General features: G+C 57.6%; 18 protein-coding genes and 1 pseudogene. 10 read left to right on the top strand and 9 right to left on the bottom strand.

The window, feature by feature from the left end:
- Nucleotides 1–79: 79 nt before the first annotated feature.
- Entirely contained in the window at nt 80–1339 is a 1260-nt protein-coding gene (locus ACW9I6_RS19605) for a serine hydrolase domain-containing protein (protein ID WP_177028428.1), read from the bottom strand.
- A 321-nt stretch (nt 1340–1660) separates the two neighbouring features.
- On the opposite strand from ACW9I6_RS19605, the gene ACW9I6_RS19600 reads away from it, so the two are divergent.
- Complete coding sequence (locus ACW9I6_RS19600; protein WP_003209751.1) at nt 1661–2887, top strand: MFS transporter; 1227 nt, start codon at nt 1661–1663, stop codon at nt 2885–2887.
- 358 nt (nt 2888–3245) lie between these two features.
- Nucleotides 3246–3575 carry a DUF6124 family protein gene (locus ACW9I6_RS19595; RefSeq protein ID WP_457339697.1) on the top strand — a complete coding sequence of 110 codons (330 nt, stop codon included), beginning with the start codon at nt 3246–3248 and terminating at the stop codon, nt 3573–3575.
- Nucleotides 3576–3775: 200 nt separating this feature from the next.
- Here ACW9I6_RS19595 and ACW9I6_RS19590 read toward each other — a convergent pair whose 3' ends face one another.
- Both ACW9I6_RS19590 and yiaY read right to left on the bottom strand, forming a co-directional pair.
- Nucleotides 3776–4315, bottom strand: a complete 540-nt coding sequence (locus tag ACW9I6_RS19590) for an AAA family ATPase (protein WP_457339696.1) — start codon at nt 4313–4315, stop codon at nt 3776–3778.
- 279 nt (nt 4316–4594) lie between these two features.
- Nucleotides 4595–5743 (bottom strand): L-threonine dehydrogenase, encoded by a 1149-nt coding sequence (gene yiaY / locus ACW9I6_RS19585; protein WP_177008673.1) that lies wholly within the window; start codon nt 5741–5743, stop codon nt 4595–4597.
- A 390-nt stretch (nt 5744–6133) separates the two neighbouring features.
- On the opposite strand from yiaY, the pseudogene ACW9I6_RS19580 reads away from it, so the two are divergent.
- Both ACW9I6_RS19580 and ACW9I6_RS19575 read left to right on the top strand, forming a co-directional pair.
- Nucleotides 6134–6262: pseudogene (locus tag ACW9I6_RS19580) on the top strand (DUF6691 family protein); the annotation flags it as partial.
- Between the two features lie 47 nt (nt 6263–6309).
- Nucleotides 6310–7086, top strand: coding sequence for a nucleotidyltransferase domain-containing protein (locus ACW9I6_RS19575; RefSeq protein ID WP_457339695.1), 777 nt, complete (start codon nt 6310–6312; stop codon nt 7084–7086).
- 225 nt (nt 7087–7311) lie between these two features.
- On the opposite strand, the gene ACW9I6_RS19570 is transcribed toward ACW9I6_RS19575, so the two are convergent.
- Nucleotides 7312–7611 (bottom strand): hypothetical protein, encoded by a 300-nt coding sequence (locus tag ACW9I6_RS19570; protein ID WP_401194363.1) that lies wholly within the window; start codon nt 7609–7611, stop codon nt 7312–7314.
- A gap of 472 nt (nt 7612–8083) precedes the next feature.
- On the opposite strand from ACW9I6_RS19570, the gene ACW9I6_RS19565 reads away from it, so the two are divergent.
- From ACW9I6_RS19565 to ACW9I6_RS19555, 3 genes are all read left to right on the top strand, one after another.
- A complete protein-coding gene (locus ACW9I6_RS19565; RefSeq protein WP_003210521.1) occupies nt 8084–8587 on the top strand; it encodes an RNA polymerase sigma factor in 504 nt (167 codons plus the stop codon).
- Complete coding sequence (locus ACW9I6_RS19560) at nt 8584–9423, top strand: FecR family protein (RefSeq protein WP_457339694.1); 840 nt, start codon at nt 8584–8586, stop codon at nt 9421–9423. Before ACW9I6_RS19565 ends, ACW9I6_RS19560 begins: the two co-directional genes overlap by 4 nt.
- 91 nt (nt 9424–9514) lie before the next feature.
- On the top strand, nt 9515–11914 hold the full coding sequence (locus ACW9I6_RS19555; RefSeq protein WP_457339693.1) for a TonB-dependent siderophore receptor: 2400 nt from the start codon (nt 9515–9517) through the stop codon (nt 11912–11914).
- Between the two features lie 635 nt (nt 11915–12549).
- Here the strand turns inward: ACW9I6_RS19555 and ACW9I6_RS19550 are convergent.
- Nucleotides 12550–13281, bottom strand: a complete 732-nt coding sequence (locus ACW9I6_RS19550) for a hypothetical protein (RefSeq protein ID WP_177019861.1) — start codon at nt 13279–13281, stop codon at nt 12550–12552.
- Nucleotides 13282–13614: 333 nt separating this feature from the next.
- On the opposite strand from ACW9I6_RS19550, the gene ACW9I6_RS19545 reads away from it, so the two are divergent.
- Nucleotides 13615–14361, top strand: coding sequence for a BPL-N domain-containing protein (locus ACW9I6_RS19545; RefSeq protein WP_457339692.1), 747 nt, complete (start codon nt 13615–13617; stop codon nt 14359–14361).
- 117 nt (nt 14362–14478) lie between these two features.
- The gene (locus ACW9I6_RS19540) at nt 14479–14949 is read left to right on the top strand and encodes a hypothetical protein (RefSeq protein WP_457339691.1); all 471 of its coding nucleotides are present in this window, start codon (nt 14479–14481) and stop codon (nt 14947–14949) included.
- A 328-nt stretch (nt 14950–15277) separates the two neighbouring features.
- Here the strand turns inward: ACW9I6_RS19540 and ACW9I6_RS19535 are convergent, their stop codons facing one another.
- Nucleotides 15278–16270, bottom strand: a complete 993-nt coding sequence (locus ACW9I6_RS19535; RefSeq protein WP_457339690.1) for an amidohydrolase family protein — start codon at nt 16268–16270, stop codon at nt 15278–15280.
- Between the two features lie 70 nt (nt 16271–16340).
- Nucleotides 16341–17057 (bottom strand): SDR family oxidoreductase, encoded by a 717-nt coding sequence (locus tag ACW9I6_RS19530; RefSeq protein ID WP_457339689.1) that lies wholly within the window; start codon nt 17055–17057, stop codon nt 16341–16343.
- 133 nt (nt 17058–17190) lie between these two features.
- Between ACW9I6_RS19530 and ACW9I6_RS19525 the strand changes: the two genes are divergently transcribed.
- Entirely contained in the window at nt 17191–18135 is a 945-nt protein-coding gene (locus tag ACW9I6_RS19525) for a LysR family transcriptional regulator (RefSeq protein ID WP_457339688.1), read from the top strand.
- Nucleotides 18136–18253: 118 nt separating this feature from the next.
- Here ACW9I6_RS19525 and ACW9I6_RS19520 read toward each other — a convergent pair whose 3' ends face one another.
- Nucleotides 18254–18553, bottom strand: coding sequence for a hypothetical protein (locus ACW9I6_RS19520; protein WP_457339687.1), 300 nt, complete (start codon nt 18551–18553; stop codon nt 18254–18256).
- A 212-nt stretch (nt 18554–18765) separates the two neighbouring features.
- Nucleotides 18766–21294: an excinuclease ABC subunit A gene (locus tag ACW9I6_RS19515; RefSeq protein ID WP_457339686.1), complete on the bottom strand. Its 2529-nt coding sequence runs from the start codon at nt 21292–21294 to the stop codon at nt 18766–18768.
- Nucleotides 21295–21380 lie beyond the last annotated feature (86 nt).

Raw genomic sequence — 21380 nt, 5'->3', positions numbered from 1 at the left:
GACTGCGCAGCAGGCCCATTTTTTGGGGCCGCTGCGCGCCCCAGCGGGAGCAAGCTCCCTCGCCACAGGTACTTCGCGGTTACTGAAGCGCTTTGGCAACCGCATCAAAGGCAAACATATCGTCGATCACCTTGCCACCCGTGGGTTTGGTCTGCGCCTGCCACACCACAATCACCACATTCCTGGTCGGATTGATGTAGAGGTACTGACCAAACGTACCGGCCGCCGTAAAGGCTTTATCCGCTTTGGAGGCGTCGGTCCAACCTGGCCACCACATGGACGCAAAGTCACCGTACGCCGCATCTGAACCGGTAGTCGCGCTGGCAAAACTCAACCAGCCTTCAGGCAATACTGGCTGCCCACCGGCCTTGCCACCGCTAAGCACGAACTGCCCAAAACGCCCGTAATCCTCAAGCGTCGCGCTGATACCGCTGCCGCCCACTTCATTGCCATTAAGACCATCCAGCCACCACTTGGCATCGGTTTGCATGCCGTAAGGCGCCCAGATCTTCTCGCTCAGGTATTGCGTCAGTGGCTTGCCCACCGCAGCGCTCACCAGTTGCCCCAACACTTGAGTTTCACCGGTGCTGTAGTTGGTGCGAGTGCCAGGCGGCGCGGCGGTGGGCAGGCTGGCCATGAACTTGAGGAGCGACCCGGGCACTTGTTCACTACGCAGTTTGATCAAGTGGCGCTCGTCCGAGGTAGGGTCCGTGTATTGCTCGTTCCACTTGATCCCGGAGCGCATCGACAGGATCTGGCGCACGGTGACCTGGTCATAACCGCTACCGGCCAACGCGGGTAAATAACGGGTGACCTTGTCATCCAGGCTCTTGATGGCGCCGTCCTGTAGCGCCGCGCCCACCAGCGTCGAGGTGATGGACTTGGCCACCGACATCGACATCCACCGGGTGTCGGCGGTGTTGCCTTTTTCATAACGCTCATCGACGATCTTGCCGTCCTTGAGCACCAACAGCCCGGTTACCCGGTTGATCGCCACGTAGTCATCGAGGCTGTAATGCTTGCCTTTGTAGTCAAAGGCAACCGGCCCAAGTGGCTGGCTGCTGCGGGGTAACGGGAACGGATGGCCGCCGGCCTTGATCGTGCGCGTCGGGAACAACCGGTCGGTATTACGGAAGGTAGTGACGGCCAAGTCCTCGCTGAGCCTGCCGTCATAGATGGCCTGCACGTCGCCGATCGGTTCCTGTGCATGGGGATAAGGCTTCGCGGGATCCGGGGTGGCCGCGCAGGCGGTTAACGACAGCGCAAGTGTCGACGCACACACCAACACATGAAGCGCGCTGCGTTCAACCGGGGATGAAGGGCGATGAAGCACGGGCATAAGCACCTCTTTATTATTGTTTGATCGGCCTTGAAACGCTTCGGCACATCAGCAAAAACCGACATGCCTAGGCTCAGGATGCAGCGGGGGATTTTTTCTGGCGCGCGGGATCGGGCCGGATTACGCGCGGAGTCGGGCCATGGGCAATCGAGAGGGTCTACACGGAAGAGAACGCTCTACGCAGGCAGTCTTATCAACGAGACTGATGATTACTATCGAACCGGTCGCCTATTGGCTTACCAAAACCCATTCCTATAATCACCTCCACTTTTCCCCCTCCCGTCTGTCCGCAGGCGAAATCTCCTCCCGGAACCCGACACCATGCCAAGCGCAAGCCGGGCCCCTAGCGGCCTCCCCGAACATAATCAACAAACCGTCCTGCAGCAGTGGCTGGCGATACTCTCGGTTGCCGTGGGCGCCTTCGCCCTGGTCACCAGCGAGTTCCTGCCGGTAGGCGTACTCAACGACGTCGCCGCCGACCTGGGCATCAGCGCCGGCCATGCCGGCCTGATGGTCACCCTGCCCGGCATCATGGCCGCCCTCGCCGCCCCGTTGCTGTCGGTGGGCATTGGCGCCATGGACCGTCGCTACCTGCTGATCGGCCTGACCCTGATCATGATCATCGCCAACATGGTGGTGGCCTACGCCAGCGACTTCAGCCTGCTGCTGTTCGGCCGCGTACTGCTGGGCATCAGCATCGGCGGCTTCTGGGCCACCGCCATCGCCCTCAGCGGCCGCCTGGCGCCCAAGGGCGTGGGCGTCGCGAAAGCCACCTCGATCATCATGATGGGCGTGACCCTGGCCACCGTGCTCGGCGTACCCGTCGGCACCTGGCTGAGCGGCCTGATGGGCTGGCGCATGACCTTCCTCGTTACCGCGCTGGTGGGCATCCCGGTATTGCTTGCGCAGATGTTCCTGCTGCCCCGCCTCGAACCGGAGAAAGCCATTCGCATCGCCGACCTGCCGGCCCTGTTCATCAACCCACAAGCCCGGGTCGGCTTGATCGCCGTGCTGCTGATCGGCCTCGCGCACTTTGCCGCGTACACCTACGTCGCGCCGTTCTTCAAAAACAGCTCCGGCTTCGACGGCCCGACCATCGGCTCCCTGCTGCTGCTCTACGGCGTGGCCGGCGTAATGGGCAACGTCTTCGCCGGCTTCGCCGCCAACCGCAGCGTGCGCCACACTTTGCTGCTGGTCGCGCTGATGATCGGCACCAGCACCGCCCTGTTCCCCTACTTCGCCACCGGCATGAGCGGCGCAGTAATGCTGATCGCACTGTGGGGCTTTGCTTTCGGTGCCTTCCCGGCCTGCGCAAGCATCTGGATGTTCGTGGTGGCGCCCAAGGATGTGGAACGTGGCATGCCGCTGTTCGTCGCGTTGTTTCAGGTGATCATTGCCGTGGGCTCGTTCTTTGGCGGGCAGATCGTCGACAAGATGGGGACGTCGGTGCTGTTGAGTTTGGCGACCGCGTTGGTGGGTGCCGGGTTTGTGACGGTGCTGGTGTTGGGGCGCAAGGTGAGTAATAGCCTGGCGGCCCAGCCTGCTTAATCGAGGAAAGCGGGACTGATTGAATTCAGTCCCGTGGCTGGAGGCAGTGAGCACCGCACCTTGCTCCATTGCCTACAGTTGCGTCAGAATCCGCCGGCTTGTGCACCTGGGTGGGCGTCTCTAAGGTTGCTCGGTCGCTGAAAACTCAGTGATCGGGTTTAGTAGCCCGAGGTCCAACCTAACGTGTGCATTAGCTTCATCTGTCGGACGTCCTTGTCTGTGCTTGATGGTGGCTGTGCGTAGGGCGCCCTCGGGCGCGCCGGTTTTTGTTAGGTTCCCCCGGTCTACTAACCTGCGTACAGCTGCCACCCCCTCGTTTAGTAGCAACGGGGTGGAAGCCCGAGCAAGGAACTTAACGATGTTCAAGGTAACGCCGAATCCTCCGGGATCTCCCGATTTGAAACTCAACCAAGCCGCGCAACGTGCCTTGGATCACTATCTCAATCCCCCCTCCGCCAAAACCGCCCCGCCGTCGGGTGCGTTGTTCAGTGTGGCTGCTGATGCCAGCAGTGAAAGTCTGATTACCAATAGCTATGAAACCTTTGCCTCGGTCAGCGCGTTGCTGCTTGATCTGTCGGAAGATCTGAGCGGGAAAGACCGTGATGTGGCGTTGGCTATTCACCAGCTTAGTGAGTTGGGGGTGCTGTTGATGGGCAAGCTGATGGATCGGGAGGTGCCGTGTAGCTGAAGTCAGACGTAGTCCAATAGCACTTACCGTTCAGTGCACACAATCGATTAGCCGCTGGGGCGTCGTAGGCATCTACAGCGCCTCAGCGACGGCACACGTGCCAGGGCCTTGCTTTTCTCCGGCTATGCTGAATGTCGGCTTTCGGCCAGTAGCGGCCGTTCGCAATCGGTAGTTTCCATACCGCAGCCGTCAGCCGTCGATCAATCTCGTGGAATCTGACCGCTCAAATAGCCAATGCTCGAAAGAAACACGTTGGTATCTCGATTAGAGCGCAGGCGAACGACGCGGCATGTTGATGGTGCCGTCGCCACCAGCCGCTGCATATTCGCTCGCGCTGTTTTTTTCGTCCGCCACATAAATCTCAAAAACTCTGGCAGATTCGCCAGCAGTTCTGGGCAGTTGTCCGGCAAATCGGGACGAGAGCTGCCGCGCTGGAGCAGCGTTCTTAGCAGCACGCGCCAAAATCGAAGCGTCGCCGAACGATCAATCCATATCAAAAGATCTGCGCGCGCTACCCGATTCTCCCAAGTAACGGAATGGCCGCCTTCGAATATCCATCGATCACGAGCCTCGACCTCGGAACAAAGGCGCGTTTTCTCGTCCCGGCTTCGTTCAACCCACCCTGGCTGCCAGTGGATAGTGTCTATATGAACGACAGGTAAGCCCGTGCGCAGACCAAGCTCACGCGCCAAAGTGCTTTTGCCCGACCCAGGTTGACCAATAATCATCACCCGCTGCATCTAAGCTCCTTCTCGCCATACGCGCTATTTTTGGGGGCGGCGATTTTACGTCAACCTCCTACTCCGTCAACAGGCAGCAAGGCAAGACTTGATTGTCGCGACGGTTCGCTTTGGGTCGATTTCTGCCTGTAGCCACCGTCAGCTTTTGGCCGACAGTTGCCCCTCGTGACAGACCGCCGGCCAGCCAGTGAGCCACTCCAACCCTATCGGTCAGCCAACAAAAACACCCCGCACTTCAACCAAAGGCGGGGCGTTCTCTCCAGCATCACTTCACATCAATCACATCGCCGTATGAAAAATCTGCTCGATCTCATCCTGATTGGCAGGACGCGGATTGGTAAAGCCGCAGGCATCTTTCATCGCATTGGTTGCCAGTGTCGGAATATCGTCAGCCTTTACACCCAGCTCAACGAGCCCGCTCGGAATCCCCACATCCGCAGACAGCTTGCGGATCGCCGCGATGGCCGCCGCAGCGCCCTTCTCCGCATCCAGTTGCTGAGTCTCAACCCCCATCGCATGAGCGATATCCTTAAACCGGGCCGGGCACACGCTGGCGTTGAAGCTCGAAACATGGGGCAGCAGGATCGCGTTGCACACGCCGTGAGGCAGGTCGTAGAACCCGCCCAGTTGGTGCGCCATGGCGTGTACATACCCCAGCGAAGCATTGTTGAAGGCCATGCCGGCAAGGAATTGCGCGTAGGCCATGTTTTCCCGGGCGGTCATGTTGTCACCCTGGGCAACGGCGGTGCGCAGGTTGGCCGAGATCAGTTCGATGGCTTTGAGTGCGCAGGCATCGGTGATCGGCGTGGCCGCCGTCGACACGTAGGCTTCGACGGCGTGGGTCAGTGCGTCCATGCCGGTGGCGGCGGTCAAGCCTTTGGGCATGGCGGCCATCAGCGAGGGGTCGTTGACGGATAACAGGGGGGTGACGTTGCGGTCGACGATGGCCATTTTCACGTGGCGGACTTCGTCGGTGATGATGCAGAAACGCGTCATTTCACTCGCCGTGCCGGCAGTGGTGTTGATGGCGATCAGTGGCATTTGTGGTTTGGCGGATTGGTCGACGCCTTCGTAGTCGCTGATGTGCCCACCGTTGGCGGCGCACAGGGCAATGCCCTTGGCGCAGTCGTGGGGTGAACCGCCGCCCAGGGAAATAATGAAATCACAGTCGCTGCGGGCCAGCAGTTCAAGGCCCTTCTCCACGTTGCTGACGGTCGGATTCGGTTTGGCGCCGTCAAACAGGGTGGAGTCGATGTCTTGCTGGGCCAACAGGCCGGCAACCTTGGCAGCCACGCCGGCTTTGGCCAGGCCGGCATCGGTGACGATCAAGGCTTTGCGGAACCCGTACTTGCGGATTGCGAGCATCGCCTCGTCAAGGCTGCCAATGCCCATCATGTTCACGGAGGGAATGAAGAAGGTGCTACTCATGATAAATCCTCTTTTTATTATGGAGACACGGGAGTCAGTGAGGTTTTCTACTCATCTCGCAGGTGATGCGGCACGTCTTGTTGTCATCGTTGACGATCACAAAGCTGAGCCTAAACCTATGGCGTCAGACCGAAATGGTCCTTTAGCGGGCATTGACACCTCCTTTAGTACTGGAAGCAGGGCTTCACCCATTCCATGGGGGGCGGCAGCAAAATCTGACTTGCGCAGACCCCGACCCGCGCGGATGGTTATGATGGTTCGCTGATCAACAGCCCTCACCCACTCTCCTGTGCAGGAACTGCAAAATGAGCATTGCTTGGATCAACTTCACACCTTGGGCTTCATTAGGCGCAGGCGCCTTGATCGGGCTGTCCGTCAGCGTGTTTGTTCTCGGGTATCTGCCCTGGGCCTGCGGTCGCCCTTCTGTTTACCGGGCACTGGCAATTTCTTATCTTCGTAGTGGCGATGCTGGCGGGTATGTACGTGTTTTCCAGCCTGGAAGGCCGGCGCACGTCTTGATGGGGTTTGACCCCGATTTTTACTGAGCACCACTCACGGACGGCTTCATGGAACGACTCCAACCTCGTGGCATTGATGCGGACGGTTATATCCTCGCCGTGTCCAACGTCGAGACGCAGCCACAGTTTCAGGCTTTGCTGACGGACGTTTGCATGACGCTCGCGCGGCCGGAACCTTTGCTGGACGGGATTTATCTTTATGGCAGTGTCGCTAGAGGCGACGCCGTGCCGGGGGTTTCTGACCTTGACCTAACCCTTATTCTGCACAGCCCTCCTACCTCGCAGGATCTGGAAATGCTGGAGTCGAAAAGGCGCACGCTGGAAAGTCGGCATGCCGAAGTCACCAAGATCGATTTCGATATCGGTACGCTTTCTGAAGTAGTGGCACCTGACAATCGATTGAGCTGGGGGTATTGGCTAAAGCATCACTGTCGTTGCTTATGGGGCAATGATCTGACCCAACGCTTCGACCGGTTCAAGCCGTCGCGCGATATCGCCATTGCCGTGAATGGTGACTTTGAATCCGTACTGACCCGGTATGCCGACCTTATCGAACAGGCGACCACACCGACGCAATCGCTGCGCTTGCAGCGCGAAGCTTCGCGCAAACTCATCCGGTCAACTCAAGTGCTTCGCTCTGAACAGGACCTGATGTGGCCGCAAACACTGGAAGAGCTTGTCGAGCAGTTTGTTCAGCATTACCCGAGTATGAGAATGCAGATCTCTTTTTTCTTGTCCCAGGCAAGGAACCCGGATGCCAAGCCAAAGAAATTTACGACTCAGCTCCATGATTTTTTGACCTGGATGGCTACACAAACCGGTTGAATCCATAACGCGCCTATGAAATCAGGGGCGATTCATGTACCTACAGACGGGTTATCACGCATGCGATTATCGCGAAATTCGATATCCATAACCTGTTTGCTGCTCCGTGGTGTTACTGAATTGAGTGAGTCACCCTAAGCGATCCAGGATCACCATCGAAAGATACGCCTCCAAGCGACAACAGGCCTTGGATCAACTCCCCATAAATGGCCGATACTCCTCTTCTTATTGATGAGTATCAGCCTCCTCAGCGGGGTAAAACTCGCCCTCCTTCCCCATTTTTTTCAGCCGTTCGCGCACAATTACCTCAACGCTGGCTAAGGCGGTTTGATCGTCAGGGTTGACCAACTGCAAGCACAAGCGTTGGACATTCTGATCGTGGGTGCCCTCGCTCATCATCTCGTGGGTGAAGACCTGTTCGCCACGCCATAGGCATAGCTGGGTATGCGTCCCGCCAAGCCATATTTCGTTGATTGATCCAAGGTCGGTGGTCGCTAGTTGATCGACGGTGATTGTCTTATCCATTGCGCTGTACCTTACCCATGAGTAGATACAGGTAGACTTGCCGGCATAGCGGGTCGTTCCACGCGTTGGCAGTTCAACCGGGCTAATGGTGGTTAAGCACGTCCCGGTTAGAACCAGGACAATTGACGATTGAAGGCGGACAGTACGAGCCGAGAAGGACAATCACATGACTGATCCTGCTGTTCCACATGCAAATGGCCGCGCCTGGATCAACTTTGATCTCCCCTCCTCGGGCTGATACTGCCAGCTCAACAGATGGCGTGCAGACTACGGGACGACCGGCTGCTATCGGCCCAGAGTGTGTAAAAACGCTTCGCCAAAATTGAAGTGTGCGCGTCTACGTTAAATCTGAAATTTATCGGCACGTCAGCAGTAGCCTTGAACTCCCCCTCGCTATCTCCCCCTCAACCCTTTATGATGAGATCTATTCTCATAAACGCCAGTTCTCGGAATGCCCACACATCACCCCCTGATGGCCGCCCTGGCTCTCCATTACGACGACCTAGTTGACTACATCAAGCGTCGCTTCCACGGCCGAGACTTCGCACGCGACTTGATGCATGAAGTGTGCGTGCAGATGCTGGAGAAACCACCCCGCGACCCCATCGCCACGCCTTTGGCGTTCCTGCGTAAAACGGCGTTCAACCGCGCCATCGACCGTATTCGCGCCGAGCGTACGCGGCAGGCTCATTTAAATGGCCATGTGCCCGAGTACCTGAGCGTCGACGATTGGGACGGCGCCCAGGCGCTGGATTTCGAGCAGCAGCTGGCGGCGTTGCTAGACATCATCCAGGCATTGCCCGTGCGTCAGCGGCAGGTATTCCTGCTGCATCGCATCCATGACATGTCGCAACGGGAGATCGCAGAGGAGCTGGGAATTTCGGTGAACATGGTGACCCAGCATTTTGGGCGGGCCATGAAGACCATCGGTCAGCATTGGGAGCCGGCGCGCCGAGCCCTTCGGAAAAACCCATGAATTCCTCGCCTTCCCGTGACCCCAAAAACGATCTGCTGCAGCCGTTCGCGGACGCTTTGCGTGAGCGCGTGCCGTCCAAGGAAACCTTGCTGGCCGAAGGTAAAGCCTTCACCAAAAGCCGCCGCAGCAAACAGATATCCCTGGGTGCCGGATTGTTGGTCCTGGCGCTGGCAGGTGGCTTGTGGCAGTTGGATCCGGCCTGGCAGACGGAGGATGTGCAGGTCGCCATCGGCCAACGTCAGGAAGTTCGTTTGCAGGATGGTAGCTTGGCGATGCTCAATTCCGGCGCTCATCTGCGTATCGAAAAACGCCTGCGCAGCCGTCAATTGGAATTGCTGAACGGCGAAGCGATGTTCACCGTGGTACATGGCGATTCGCCGTTTATTGTGCGTAGCCAGGGCGTACGAGTGCGGGACATAGGCACAATATTCAATCTACGCAGCGATGAGCGTGGGGTGGATGTGGGTGTGATCGAGGGCAGTGTCGAGGTCAACAATGACCACACCGCGCCACGCCTGCTGAAGGCGGGCGAGCAGGTGCGTGCCACCGCTGAAGGGGTCGGCACGGTGGCACCGGCAAGCCGCGAGGCGCTGACGGCCTGGCAGCAGGGTAAGTTGCGCTTCGACGGTACGCCACTGAGTGAGGTCGTGCGCGACCTTCAGCAGTACCGCGAGCAGCGTATTAAAGTGGCCAATACAGCCACCGGTGAACTGCGCCTGTCGGGGGAGTTCGACAGCAAAAGCGTCGAGACACTGATCGAAATGCTGCCGCGGATTCTACCGGTGAGCCTGATACGTACCGCCGATGGCCGCGTGATTCTTAACAAGACTCGCTAACAGACAAGAATTATTTTCAACACGACATCAAGATTCCTACAGCGTCATACGCCATTGCCCATAGAGAGCACTTTCATCACTGGGGATCACAATGGGTAAGAACACGCGAGTGCAACGTCTGGCATTACTGGCTTCCAGCCTGTTACTGGCGGGGGCCGCCAATGCGCAATCCGCCACCTACCGCTTGGATATTCCCGCGCAAGCGCTGGATAAGTCCCTCAATGCGCTGGCGCAACAAACCGGCAGCCATGTGCTGTTCGCCACGGATATCGCCGAGGGCCGGCAAGCCCCGGCGCTGCACAGCCAGATGACCGTGGAGCAGGCCCTGCAAAGCCTGATCGGCCAAAGCGGCCTGCAGGTGCAGAAGGTCGACGACGGCAGTTATTTGATCGCCCCATCCGCCAGCGATGACGCGCTCAACTTAGGCGCAACCACGATTCAGGGGCACGCGCTGGGTGTGACGACGGAGAACTCCGGGTCCTACACTACGGGCGCGACGAGTACGGCAACCAAGTTGCCGCTTACCCTGCGCCAAACACCACAATCAGTGACGGTGATCACCCGCCAACAAATGACTGATCAGAGCTTGGGCACAATCTCTGATGTATTGGGGCAGACCCCCGGTGTGTCGGTGATGCATGACGACAGCGAGCGCTTCAACTTCTATTCCCGTGGTTTCGCGCTGAATAGCTTCCAGTACGACGGCGTGCCTACTTCAGATTTCACCACTAACACCAACGGCCTGGGTGTGCGGGACATGGCCATCTATGACCGAGTGGAGGTCGTACGCGGCGCCACTGGATTGATGAGCGGCGTCGGCAGCCCGGCGGGCGTGGTCAACTTAGTGCGCAAGCGTCCTACCACGGAATTCCAGGGGTACGTGTCTGGCAGTGGCGGTAGCTGGGATCGCTATCGCACTGAGATGGACCTGTCCGGGCCCCTCACGCAAAACGGCGCAGTGCGGGGTCGGGTCGTCGCGGCGTACGACGACTCCAACTCCTTCATCGATTACTACTCGTCGAAGAAAAACGTGTTCTACGCCATCGGTGAAGCCGACATCAGCGACAACACCATGGTGTATGGCGGTATCGACTATCAAAAGATCAACTCCAACGGTTCCAGTTTTGGCCAGTTGCCGTTGTTTTACGCCGATGGCACGCGTACCGATTTTTCCCGCTCGAAAAACCCGGCAGCCAGATGGGCCTATGCCGACAGTGAAAGCACCAAGTACTTTGGCGGTGTCGAGCATCATTTCGACAATGACTGGATGCTGCGTGTCGAAGCCAGCCACTGGAAAGGCGACACCGAGCAACTGCAAGGCAACCTGATAGGTTGGGGCCCTTACCCAGACCAAGCGACCCGTCAAGCCCAGTTGTTCCGTAGCCACAAGACCTATGTCATCAACACCGATTCGGTGGATGCTTATTCCACCGGGCCGTTCTCCTTGCTCGGTCGCACCCACGACTTGATCCTGGGGCTTAATGTCAGCGACCGCCGCTCGGATTACTTCTCGCAAAATGCCGATGCAACCTCTGCGCGCCTGAGCGTGGACTTTGACAACTGGGGCAATAATGCGCCTCGCCCTACGTCCTACGTAACCTGGAGCTCCCAGGATTATCACATCAAGGAAGTCGGCGCTTTTGGCGCGGTGCGCCTCAAACCTACGGACGATCTGTCCGTTATCCTAGGTAGCCGCGTCGTCAACTACAAGCGCGAAGGCGAGCTGGGTTATAACTCTGACCCGGCCAACCCTGACCATGATGATGCCAAGAAAACCGGCAAGGTCATCCCCTACGCTGGCGTGGTCTATGACCTGACTGAGCAGCATTCGGTCTATGTCAGCTATACCGACATTTTTGAACCGCAAAGCAACATCGATATCAGCGGCAAAGTCTTGGAGCCCATGGCCGGCAAGAACTACGAGGCTGGCCTCAAGTCCGAGTTCTACGGCGGTGCATTGAACACCAGCATCGCGGTGTTCAAGACCAAGCAGGACAACTTTGCGCAGTACGTAGGCAGCACCGACGACGGTCGTGATGCTTACGAGGGTGTGACCAATACCACCAAGGGCTTTGAGTTGCAGGCCTCCGGCGAAGTATTGCCGGGCTGGCAGGTACTGACCGGGTTCACCTATTCCCAGCCGCGTGATGAGCAGCACAACCGTATCGACTCCCAGCGCCCTGAGCGCCAGTTCAAGCTGGCAAGCACCTACAAGCTCAACGGTGCGCTCAAGGACCTGACGGTTGGCGGCAACGTTATCTGGCAGGGCAAGACATACTTCGTCAACGAGTCACTGGAATCGGAGGCCAAGGAGGGTAGTTTTGCCGTGGTCGGTTTGTTGGCACGTTATGACATCGATAAGCACCTGAGTGCCTCGCTTAATTTCAATAACATCTTTGATCGCGAGTACTACACAGGCTACGGCCTCTACAACAGCTACTACAGCGGTGATCCGCGCAACGTGATGGTGGGGCTCAAGTACCAGTTCTGAAGACGCCTGCGCCATTCAACTGCCAGAACACCCGTCGATGGTGGCCAGGGAGAGTAGACGACTACGCTCCACTGGCCTATGGCACGATCAGTAAGCTGACTTTCCAACACGCATTATCGAACAACCAACATTTCAGGATCTTGTCCGCTTTGACGCGATATTCGCCTTGAATGAAGCATTTCATCAGGCAGTTCCTGCGTTAAAATCTCCAGCAATCATACACACGATGACATTTATGAAAGCGCCGAGAATGACTAAGACACATTCCTCTCACATGGCTCGAAAGCTAGTGAGACTTGGCAGGACTGTTAAACATGAATTCAAGGCTGACAACGAAACATACGAGTGGTATTTGGAATGGGAGCACGTTGAAGAGCCTCCATTACTTTCCTCACAAGATAATTAGGATAAACCCAGCCACGAACGCTCCTGTGACTGATTAAGGTTGGAAGATTTAACGCTGCAGATCTAAGTACGATGGAAGCCTTTTTACACGGTCTCGGCCGATTGCAGCCCATCGTGACGGGTAGCTTTTTGAAAATTGCCCCCCGTTATCGGCCCCAATTTTTCGATGCTGATAATTGGCTACTTTTCCCCGGAAAACCTCCTGGCTTGGGTCGAAGTCGTCGATACAACTACCACCGCCTCCACCACGCTTTCTGAGCAACCACCTCAGGCTTCAGCGAGGCGATCTTAGAGCCAGCAATCTTTACCGGTGCGACGTCCAGACCATCGAAGCTACCTAGACCCAGAGGGGGGCTTTCTGCTTGTAGAAAGCGAGTGGTTTCTGCTGAAGCCACTGCATGCAGTAACGACGAGGGCGTTATATTCCGACTCAAGACGTGAATGCCGCTCTCTGGGTCATGCAGACCACTTACATCGGTGCCTTCAACGCCGTCTATCAGAAGCGGCTGGATCATGACCGTCCCAAGCTCGTAGGTGATATCCAGATCACCGCAAACGCAACGCAGCCTTTGCAGTTCACCATTCGAAGATACACACACAAAATCCAGCCCGTCGTCATCCGTGCAAAAGCTGCAAACGTGTAATTGAAGGCTTTTACTCAGCGCTAAATTCACATTCAGGAAAGCTCTCTTGAAGTAGTCGGCTAGCTGAGCATCCTTAAGCACTTTGTATATCCGCGATAGCGCTGCCAATTCTTGAGGGAGCTCAAGCGGTACATCCTTGATGGGTGGCATAGACGTAAAGGGCCATTTCCGTTCTTCGCCAGCCTTGAACGTGTCTAAGTAGAACGACGTGGCGTTTTCATCCTGGTGCAATGACCAACCAATGCTCACCGGCAACGTAGAAAGTGGTTCTAACTCCGGCTTCACATTCATCGCGTGAGCAACGACAAGGTACCCCATTGTTTAGATCCTTCAGGTACAGGGCTGAATCGCTCCAAGCATAGTCGATACTTGAGTGTGTGCTATTGGCCGATAGCATTCGCGCATGGCCGAGAGCTGACTCAAACGGCCTGAAAAATTCCGGGGACTGAAAATGGAAGAAACGCTCTCTTCGATATTTATGCACTAAAGGAAAACCCATAAATTTCAATGGGAAAACCGTCGTTGCGATCATCAATCCCGATTTTTCCTAGCCGTTTTACAAATGTTAACTCCTTCAAGTGGCTATTGGCTTTAGGCTTCGAATCACAAAGTCCGATCGGACCCAATCAGCTTTAAGACGACTCTACAACCATGAATCTGCACGCCATCGCCGCGACGCTTTTTGCGTTTTTCACACTGCTTCCTTCCTCAGTGCACGCCGCGACACCCATCGCCCATGTCGCTATCTACCGAGGCCCGGCGGGCTGCGAGGGATGTTCAGAGAATGTCAAAACAGCCCTGCTGCGCGTCCGCCCGAATGCGCAGATTGACTTTGTAGGTGCCGATGAATCGATCGACATCACGCCGCAAAGCCTCGCTCGTTATGACCTCTACGTTCAACCGGGTGGCGGTCAGGACATCCCTGCGGCGCTTGATAGTTTGGGGGATGCGCGGGTGCAGGCCATTCGTGACTTTGTCGCCCAGGGTGGGCGCTACCTGGGGCTTTGTATGGGTGCTTATCTGGCCGACGACAGCAACTTTGGCCTGATACCCTACGACCTTGATTCAGAGGCGGGCAGGCCTGGGTTTGAGGTCGCGGGCATTGCGGACGCGGCGGTGCAGGTTGTGTGGGATGGGAAAGCCGATAGCGTCTTTTATCAGGATGGGCCTTACTTCCCCAAGCGTGACGCGACCTCGCCTTCTTCAACCATTGCGACCTACCGGAATGGTGATGTAGCGGCAGCGCGTTACACCTATGAAAACGGGGTAGTGGTGCTGAGCGGCCCGCACCCAGAGGCGGATCGGGAGTGGTTCGAGAAGGCGAATATTCCCTTGAGCGAGATGCCGCGGGGTGAGCTTTTTGGGGCGTTAGTGCGCAGCATTGAAGAGCGCAGGTAGGCGGGGCAGACCACCCGTCAGCGAAGATCGAGCCAGAACGGTCATTTGAAATTGTCTGTAACCCACAAGCGCTTTAGCATCGCGTGCAAATAACCAATGGTCGACAGGCGCACCGCTATGACGAGCTCTGCACACATTTGCTACAACTCAAAACAGGTGGGTTTGACGTTGTCAGACGTTGCCAGACATCTGCGAGAAAATTCCCCGTGGCACGTCTCGGTGACGGAGTGGAGCGGCTATGGGACGGTCATCCCACAATTGCTGGTCCACACCCCCACCCCATTTCTGATTCAAATAGAGGACGACCCAGACTGGGTACCTGGGGAGATTCAGGAAATTATCGAATGGGAAAACCTCGACCCGAACGCCGAGATCGCGCAAAAAATCGCTGAATGTGACGCGAGGCTGGCCATTCAGTCGACCACGCCAGACCAGGTGATTAATGACGGCTCGTCGATTACCGTCTCTACACTGGGTGCGGCGGTAGCCCCTTGCGATCCGGACATTTCGGCTGTGCTGATGCTGTTGTGTCGCAAGCTTGATGGCGTCATTCACGATTGTGTAAATGGCGGGGTCACTGTTCGCTGATTAAAAAATCGGAGTTATGAAAAATCGAGGTCAGACCACCACAGGTTTAAATGTGGTCTGAACCCATTTTGCATGACCCCATTTTGCACTCAAAAAATTTCCGCAGGCACTGAAGGCTTTCTGGAGCAAAACTTGTTCGTTCTGGGCCAATTTTATTGCTTCGCGACGGGCAGCAATCGGCCAAGAGTGGTCGCTCGCTATCAAAGAAATCCGGGGGCGATCACAGTGGGCTAGTGAAATCGAGCAATTGCTAACAGCGATATACTCGCCTGCTTAACCGCCCTACCCCCTCCGAGTCCCTCGACCCTTCAGCAAAATCAACAGCAACTCAATCATTGCTGTCTGGGATGCCGCCGGTGAGTCTTGCCCAGTTGCCATGAGCAAATTTTGCCTGAGCGCTGTCAGTGAGCCCGCAATTTTCCAGGAAACGTCGGGCATCGCCGCCAGGGCGGTACTGATAGGGAAAGTCTGTTGAAAACAACAAACGATCCTCTCCAACAACCTCGCGGGCCCGCGCCAAGTAATTCGGAAGAAACATACCACTGGCGGTCAGGTATAAATTTCTTCGCAAGTAAGTGGACATTGAATGAGCCAATCCACTAACGCCATCCATTGCCGCCAGTCGCTCTGCGTAGAACACCACCAACTCACCCCAGTGCCCCAGAATCACCTGAAGGTCAGGTAACCGGTCAAATAAACCAGAGAGAACAAGCCTGATAAATTGTATCCCTGCATCATAGTGCCAACCCAGCCCATAAGTCGCAAAGGCGGCATTGACTTGATGTTCGAACCCCGAATAGTAAGCATCTCTGACGGCCAATGCCGGGACTCGAGGGTGAAGCAGGATCGGCACCCTCAGCGTATGCGCGCATTCAAAGATAGGCATAAGATCTGGATGGTCAAGGTTGCGAGCCCCAACCCTACCGCACAGCATCGTACCCTTGAAACCCAGCGTCCTGACACACCGATACAACTCCTGAGCCGCTTCCTCCGGCATAGCGACAGGGAGGGTCGCTAATGCTTGAAACCGCGTGGGATGCCGTGCGACGGCTTCGGCCAATAGATCATTTGCGCGTCGTGCAATCGCGACGCTGTCAGCGCCGAAATCATGTAGCCCAGGCGTAGTCAGCGACAAAACTTGAACGTCCAGGCCGGTTTCATCCATCAGCACGAGGCGCTTTTCAGCTAAATCCAAGAGGCGGTCCTCGATTGCCCCCGAATGAAACGCCACGCTCGGATCGAGGGCCTCCAGCTGGAGTGAATGCCAGGCATCGCGTATTTCGACAGTCAGGAAGTGCTCTTCTATTCCAATCAGCTTCATTGAATATCTCGCTTGGCACTCATGCGCTTGCGCTACTTAAGGCGCGAGTGCGAGGCGCTGTGATAAGTGATCACCATGGGATGGTTTTACCTTCCCGGTCGATATACCGCAGACCTTGCTTGCCTAGCTGTGAGAGCAGCGTGCTGACGATTTTCGGGACGGTTTCCTCCAGGCCGAATGGCGCGTTTGGCCCTCCGAGTGCTGTACGGATCCAGCCTGGCGCCAATAACACCAAGGCCCGAGGGTCTTCGGCGTGCCGTGCAGCATAACTGCGCACATACATGTTCAGTGCTGCCTTGCTCCCGCGATAAACCTCGTGGCCTCCTTTCTCGTTATTACTCACGCTACCTTGTCCCGACGACATGACGCCGATCAGCCCGCTTGCAGCTACCAAAGATTGCAGGCCTTCGATCACACGCATTGGACTCAGCGCATTAGTAATCATGACGCGAACAAAATCATCCGTTGCCACTTCTGCAATCGTTTCATCCTGGTTGTGATTGGCAGTGCCCGCATTGACGAAGAGCATATCGAAGCTTCTTGTGGCAAGACGTCCCCTTAGCGCTTCGATTTCGTCGGGTTGGGTGATGTCCAGAGACTCAATCTCGACACGGCCTTTGTGTTCAGCAGCCAAGTCATGCAACTGCGTTTCGGCAGTACCTCGGGTCGTCCCGACGACGTTCCAGCCTCTCTTCAGGAACTCGGCAGCCATCGCATGGCCAATGCCGCGTGATGCGCCGATGATGAGGAGTGTACGAGGCGGGGTGGTAAATTCATTTGTGGACATGATTCATGTCTCCAGTATTCGTTGCGTTCACCTTGACTATAGGAGGGAGATACAAAAAGCGGTAGACGCAAGAAAATCACAATATAGTTGCATCTAACGCCTCATCTGACATGCCTATCAAAGCGGGACTTCCATGAGCGACACTGATCTGAATCTTCTGCTGGCCCTTGATATGTTGCTCGCCGAATGCAGCGTAACCCTTGCTGCACAACGGTTGAATCTCAGTACCTCGGCCATGAGTCGCACGCTTACGCGCTTACGTGCGGTAACTGGCGACCCTCTACTCGTGCGCGCCGGGCGAGGATTGGTTCCTACGCCTCGCGCTATAGAAATGCGTGATCGGGTTCACGAGTTAACCCGTGATGCCAGGGCCGTTCTGCGACCGCAGGTCAGTGACGTTGACATGGCATCGGTCGAGGGTACGTTCACCATTCGTGCCAGCCAGTCATTCATGGAATGGCTTTCTGGCCCGGTGGTGAAGGCCGTTCTTGAAGTGGCTCCACGCATCTGTCTGCGTTTCGAGGCGAAACCCAACAAAGACGCGCAACCGCTTCGTGACGGTTCAGTCGACCTGGAGATCGGTCGGATCGGAACGTCTGCCCCCGAGATTCGCACCCGAGCCCTTTTCCAAGATCACTACGTCGGCGTGGCGCGGATCGGGCATCCGATTCTGGAAAACAAGCAGGTCACCCTTGAGCAGTTTGCCGCTTGCAATCACGTCGTAGCGTTGCAGGAAGGGGACGCGATCAGGTCGCTCACTGGCGCACTGGAGCGCATCGATTTGAAGCGAAACGTCGCGGTCGTGGTACCCGGATATCCAGACGCGATGAGGATTGCTCGCCAATCAGAGCTGATCGCTATCGTGCCTGGATCCTGCCTGGCTGATCCTGCTTCAGCGAATGGCTGTTCGACCCTGGGCCACTTCAATCTCCCGTCGCCTGTTGCGACCTTCAAGATATCGGCACTTTGGCATCCCCGCATGAACGCTGACCCTGTCCACCGCAGGCTAAGGGATATCATCATTTCGACGTGCCATGCGGTGTATTCACATGGGCCTCTATCAAAGCCCGAATACTGAGGTTAGTGCGGGCCTCTGATCGGAGCGGGGCGAGCGTCAGCTTTGGGTCGAAAGGGAATGCAGCGCTTAGCTTGTATGCCCCCCACCCTTTAGCGAAAAAGAAGTGGGCAGATTTTCGTCACTTCACGAATGGAATCTGCAATTTCTTTGCGATCCGAGCCAACACCTTTATGCACTCGTCAGAAACGGCGAGTGGCGGCTCATCTATCATGTAAAGCAGGTGTTCGAACGCTATTCCCGCGTCGTTGTAATCCACATAATCCAGAACAATCTCAGCCCCATTCCGTAAACCTTCCTGAGCCAACGGATGCTCTTCAGGTACTTGGCCGAGCTGTTCGTATGCTGTCGACATCAGTGTCGTGATTTCCTTAAGTGCCTCTATGAAATCGCCCCTCAAGTCGCTGTGACGGTCGCTCATGGCTAACATTCCTTTGGTTGCAATGTTCTGCTGTCGGACAAATCGGGGTCAGACCACCCTTGTTTTAAATGTGGTCCTACCCCCGACTTTGCAATTTTGGACAGGCTACTTGAAATAGCCTGTGCGGCGTATCCGCAGGCTGTAGACCCAAACGGCAATCAGCAAAGCTGCTTGTAGGGCGGCCGGCGAACCTGGCGCATGTCGAGCAAAACTCAGCCCAACTCGCGCCCCAAAAACGGCGCCGTCCGGCTGCTCTTGCTCTTCGCCACCTTCTGCGGCGTGCCACTCACCACCACCTTCCCGCCTCTATCCCCGGCCCCCGGCCCGATATCAATCACCCAATCACTCTGCGCCACCACGCGCATTTCATGCTCCACCACAATCACCGTGTGCCCCGCCTCCACCAGATGATTCAACTGGCTCAACAACCGATCCACATCCCGCGGATGCAGCCCGGTCGTCGGTTCATCCAGCACATACAACGTCGCGCCCCGGGCATTGCGTTGCAGCTCGGTCGCCAGCTTGATGCGCTGCGCCTCCCCGCCTGACAACTCGGTCGCCGGCTGGCCAAGGCGCAAATAACCCAAGCCAATATCCCGCAGCACTTGCAGCGAGCGCAGCACACCCGGCTCTTCAGCAAATACCTCTACCGCCTGTTCAACCGTCAGCCCCAGCACCTGGGCGATGGTCAGCCCTTCCCACTTGATTGCTAACGTTTCCGGGTTGTACCGCGCCCCGTGGCACGTCGGGCATGGCGCGTACACGCTGGGCATGAACAGCAATTCAACGCTGACAAACCCCTCGCCTTCGCAGTTCGGGCAGCGGCCTTTGGCGACGTTGAAAGAAAATTGCCCGGCGTCGAAATGGCGCTTTTTCGCCGCGGGTGTGGCGGCGAACAGTTTGCGTACGTTGTCGAACAGGCCGGTGTAGGTCGCGAGGTTGGAGCGCGGTGTGCGGCCGATGGGTTTCTGGTCCACCTGGACCAGGCGGCGGATGTGTTCCAGCCCGCCACTGATACGGCCGCCGCTGGTTTGCGGGGCGTCGTCTTCGAGGCTGGGTTCGTCTTCGGTTTCCACCACGCGGCCCAGGCCTGCGCCTACCAGTTCCAACAGCGCCTGGCTGACGAGGCTGGATTTGCCCGAGCCGGAAATGCCGGTGACGGCGGTGAAGCAGCTCAGGGGAAAGTCCACGCTGAGGTCGTTGAGGTTGTTGCGCGTGACGCCTTCCAGGCTCAGCCAGCCGGTGGGTTGGCGCGGTGGTTGGCTGACCGGGCGTTTTTCGGCGAACAGGTATTCGCGGGTTTGCGAGGCTTCGACCTGCGCCAGGCCGGCGGGTGGGCCGCTGTACAGGACCTGGCCGCCGTGTTCACCGGCAGCCGGGCCGACGTCGATCAGCCAGTCGGCGCGGCGCATGGTTTCCAGGTCGTGTTCCACCACGAACAGTGAGTTGCCGGCGGCCTTCAGGCGGTCGAGGGCGGCGAACAGGGCTTCGCCGTCAGCGGGATGCAGGCCGGCGGAAGGTTCGTCGAGCACGTAGATCACGCCGAACAGTTGCGAGCCCAGTTGGGTGGCCAGGCGCAGGCGTTGCAGTTCGCCGGAGGACAGGGTCGGTGTGCTGCGCTCAAGGGCCAGGTAGCCCAGGCCGAGGTCGGTCAGGGTGCTGACGCGTTCGAGCAGGTCCTGGGCGATGCGTTGGGCGGCCAGGCGTTTTTCCACGGAGAGCTTTTTATCGCCCTGCCCTTCAGCCACCGGGCGCAGCAGTTCGGCGAGTTGCAGCAGGGACATTTGCGACAGTTCGCCAATGTCCACGCCGGCAAACTTCACCGACAGCGCGGCCTTGTTCAGGCGTTTGCCTTCACACAGCGGGCACGGGCTGCCTTGCATGAACTGCGACACGCGCTTTTTCATCAGGGCGCTTTGGGAGTGGGTGAAGGTGTGCAGGATGTAGCGGCGGGCGCCGGTGAAGGTGCCCTGGTAGCTGGGCTCGAGTTTGCGTTTGAGGGCGTCGCGGGTCTGGGCCGGTGTGAAGCCGGCGTACACCGGTACGGTGGGGGTTTCTTCGGTGAAGAGGATCCAGTCGCGCTGCTTTTTCGGCAGGTCGCGCCACGGGATGTCGACGTCGTAACCCAGGGTGACGAGGATGTCGCGCTGGTTCTGGCCTTGCCACGCCAACGGCCAGGACGCCACGGCGCGCTGGCGGATGGTTAGGGAAGGATCGGGCACCATCAGGGCTTCGGTCACTTCGTACACGCGGCCCAGGCCGTGGCATTGCGGGCAGGCGCCCTGGGGCAGGTTGGGGGAAAAGTCTTCGGCGTACAGCATCGGTTGCCCCGCCGGGTAACTGCCGGCGCGGGAGTAGAGCATGCGGATCAGGCTGGACAAGGTGGTGACGCTGCCCACTGATGAACGTGTGCTGGGTGTACCGCGCTGTTGTTGCAGGGCCACGGCGGGCGGCAGGCCTTCGATGGAGTCGACGTCCGGTACGCCGACCTGGTCGATCAGGCGGCGGGCGTAGGGCGCCACGGATTCGAAGTAGCGCCGCTGGGCTTCGGCGTAGACGGTGGAGAATGCCAGCGAGGACTTGCCGGAGCCTGACACGCCGGTGAACACCACCAGGGCATCGCGGGGGATGTCCACGTCGACGTTGCGCAGGTTGTGTTCCCGGGCACCCCGCACCCGCACGAAGCCAGGGCGTTGGGAGGTGAGTGAGGTGTCTGGTGGCAGGTTGCGCTGGGAAGTCATGGGTAACCTTATCGGTGTGTTCAAGGCAGTGAAGATCAACTGTGGGAGCCGGGCTTGCCCGCGATGACGGTGTGCCAGTTACCGGA

It is taken from the genome of Pseudomonas sp. SDO5522_S412 (assembly GCF_054071215.1).
The sequence above is the reverse complement of the archived record's forward strand: the minus strand, read 5'-3'. Positions and strand labels throughout refer to the sequence as shown.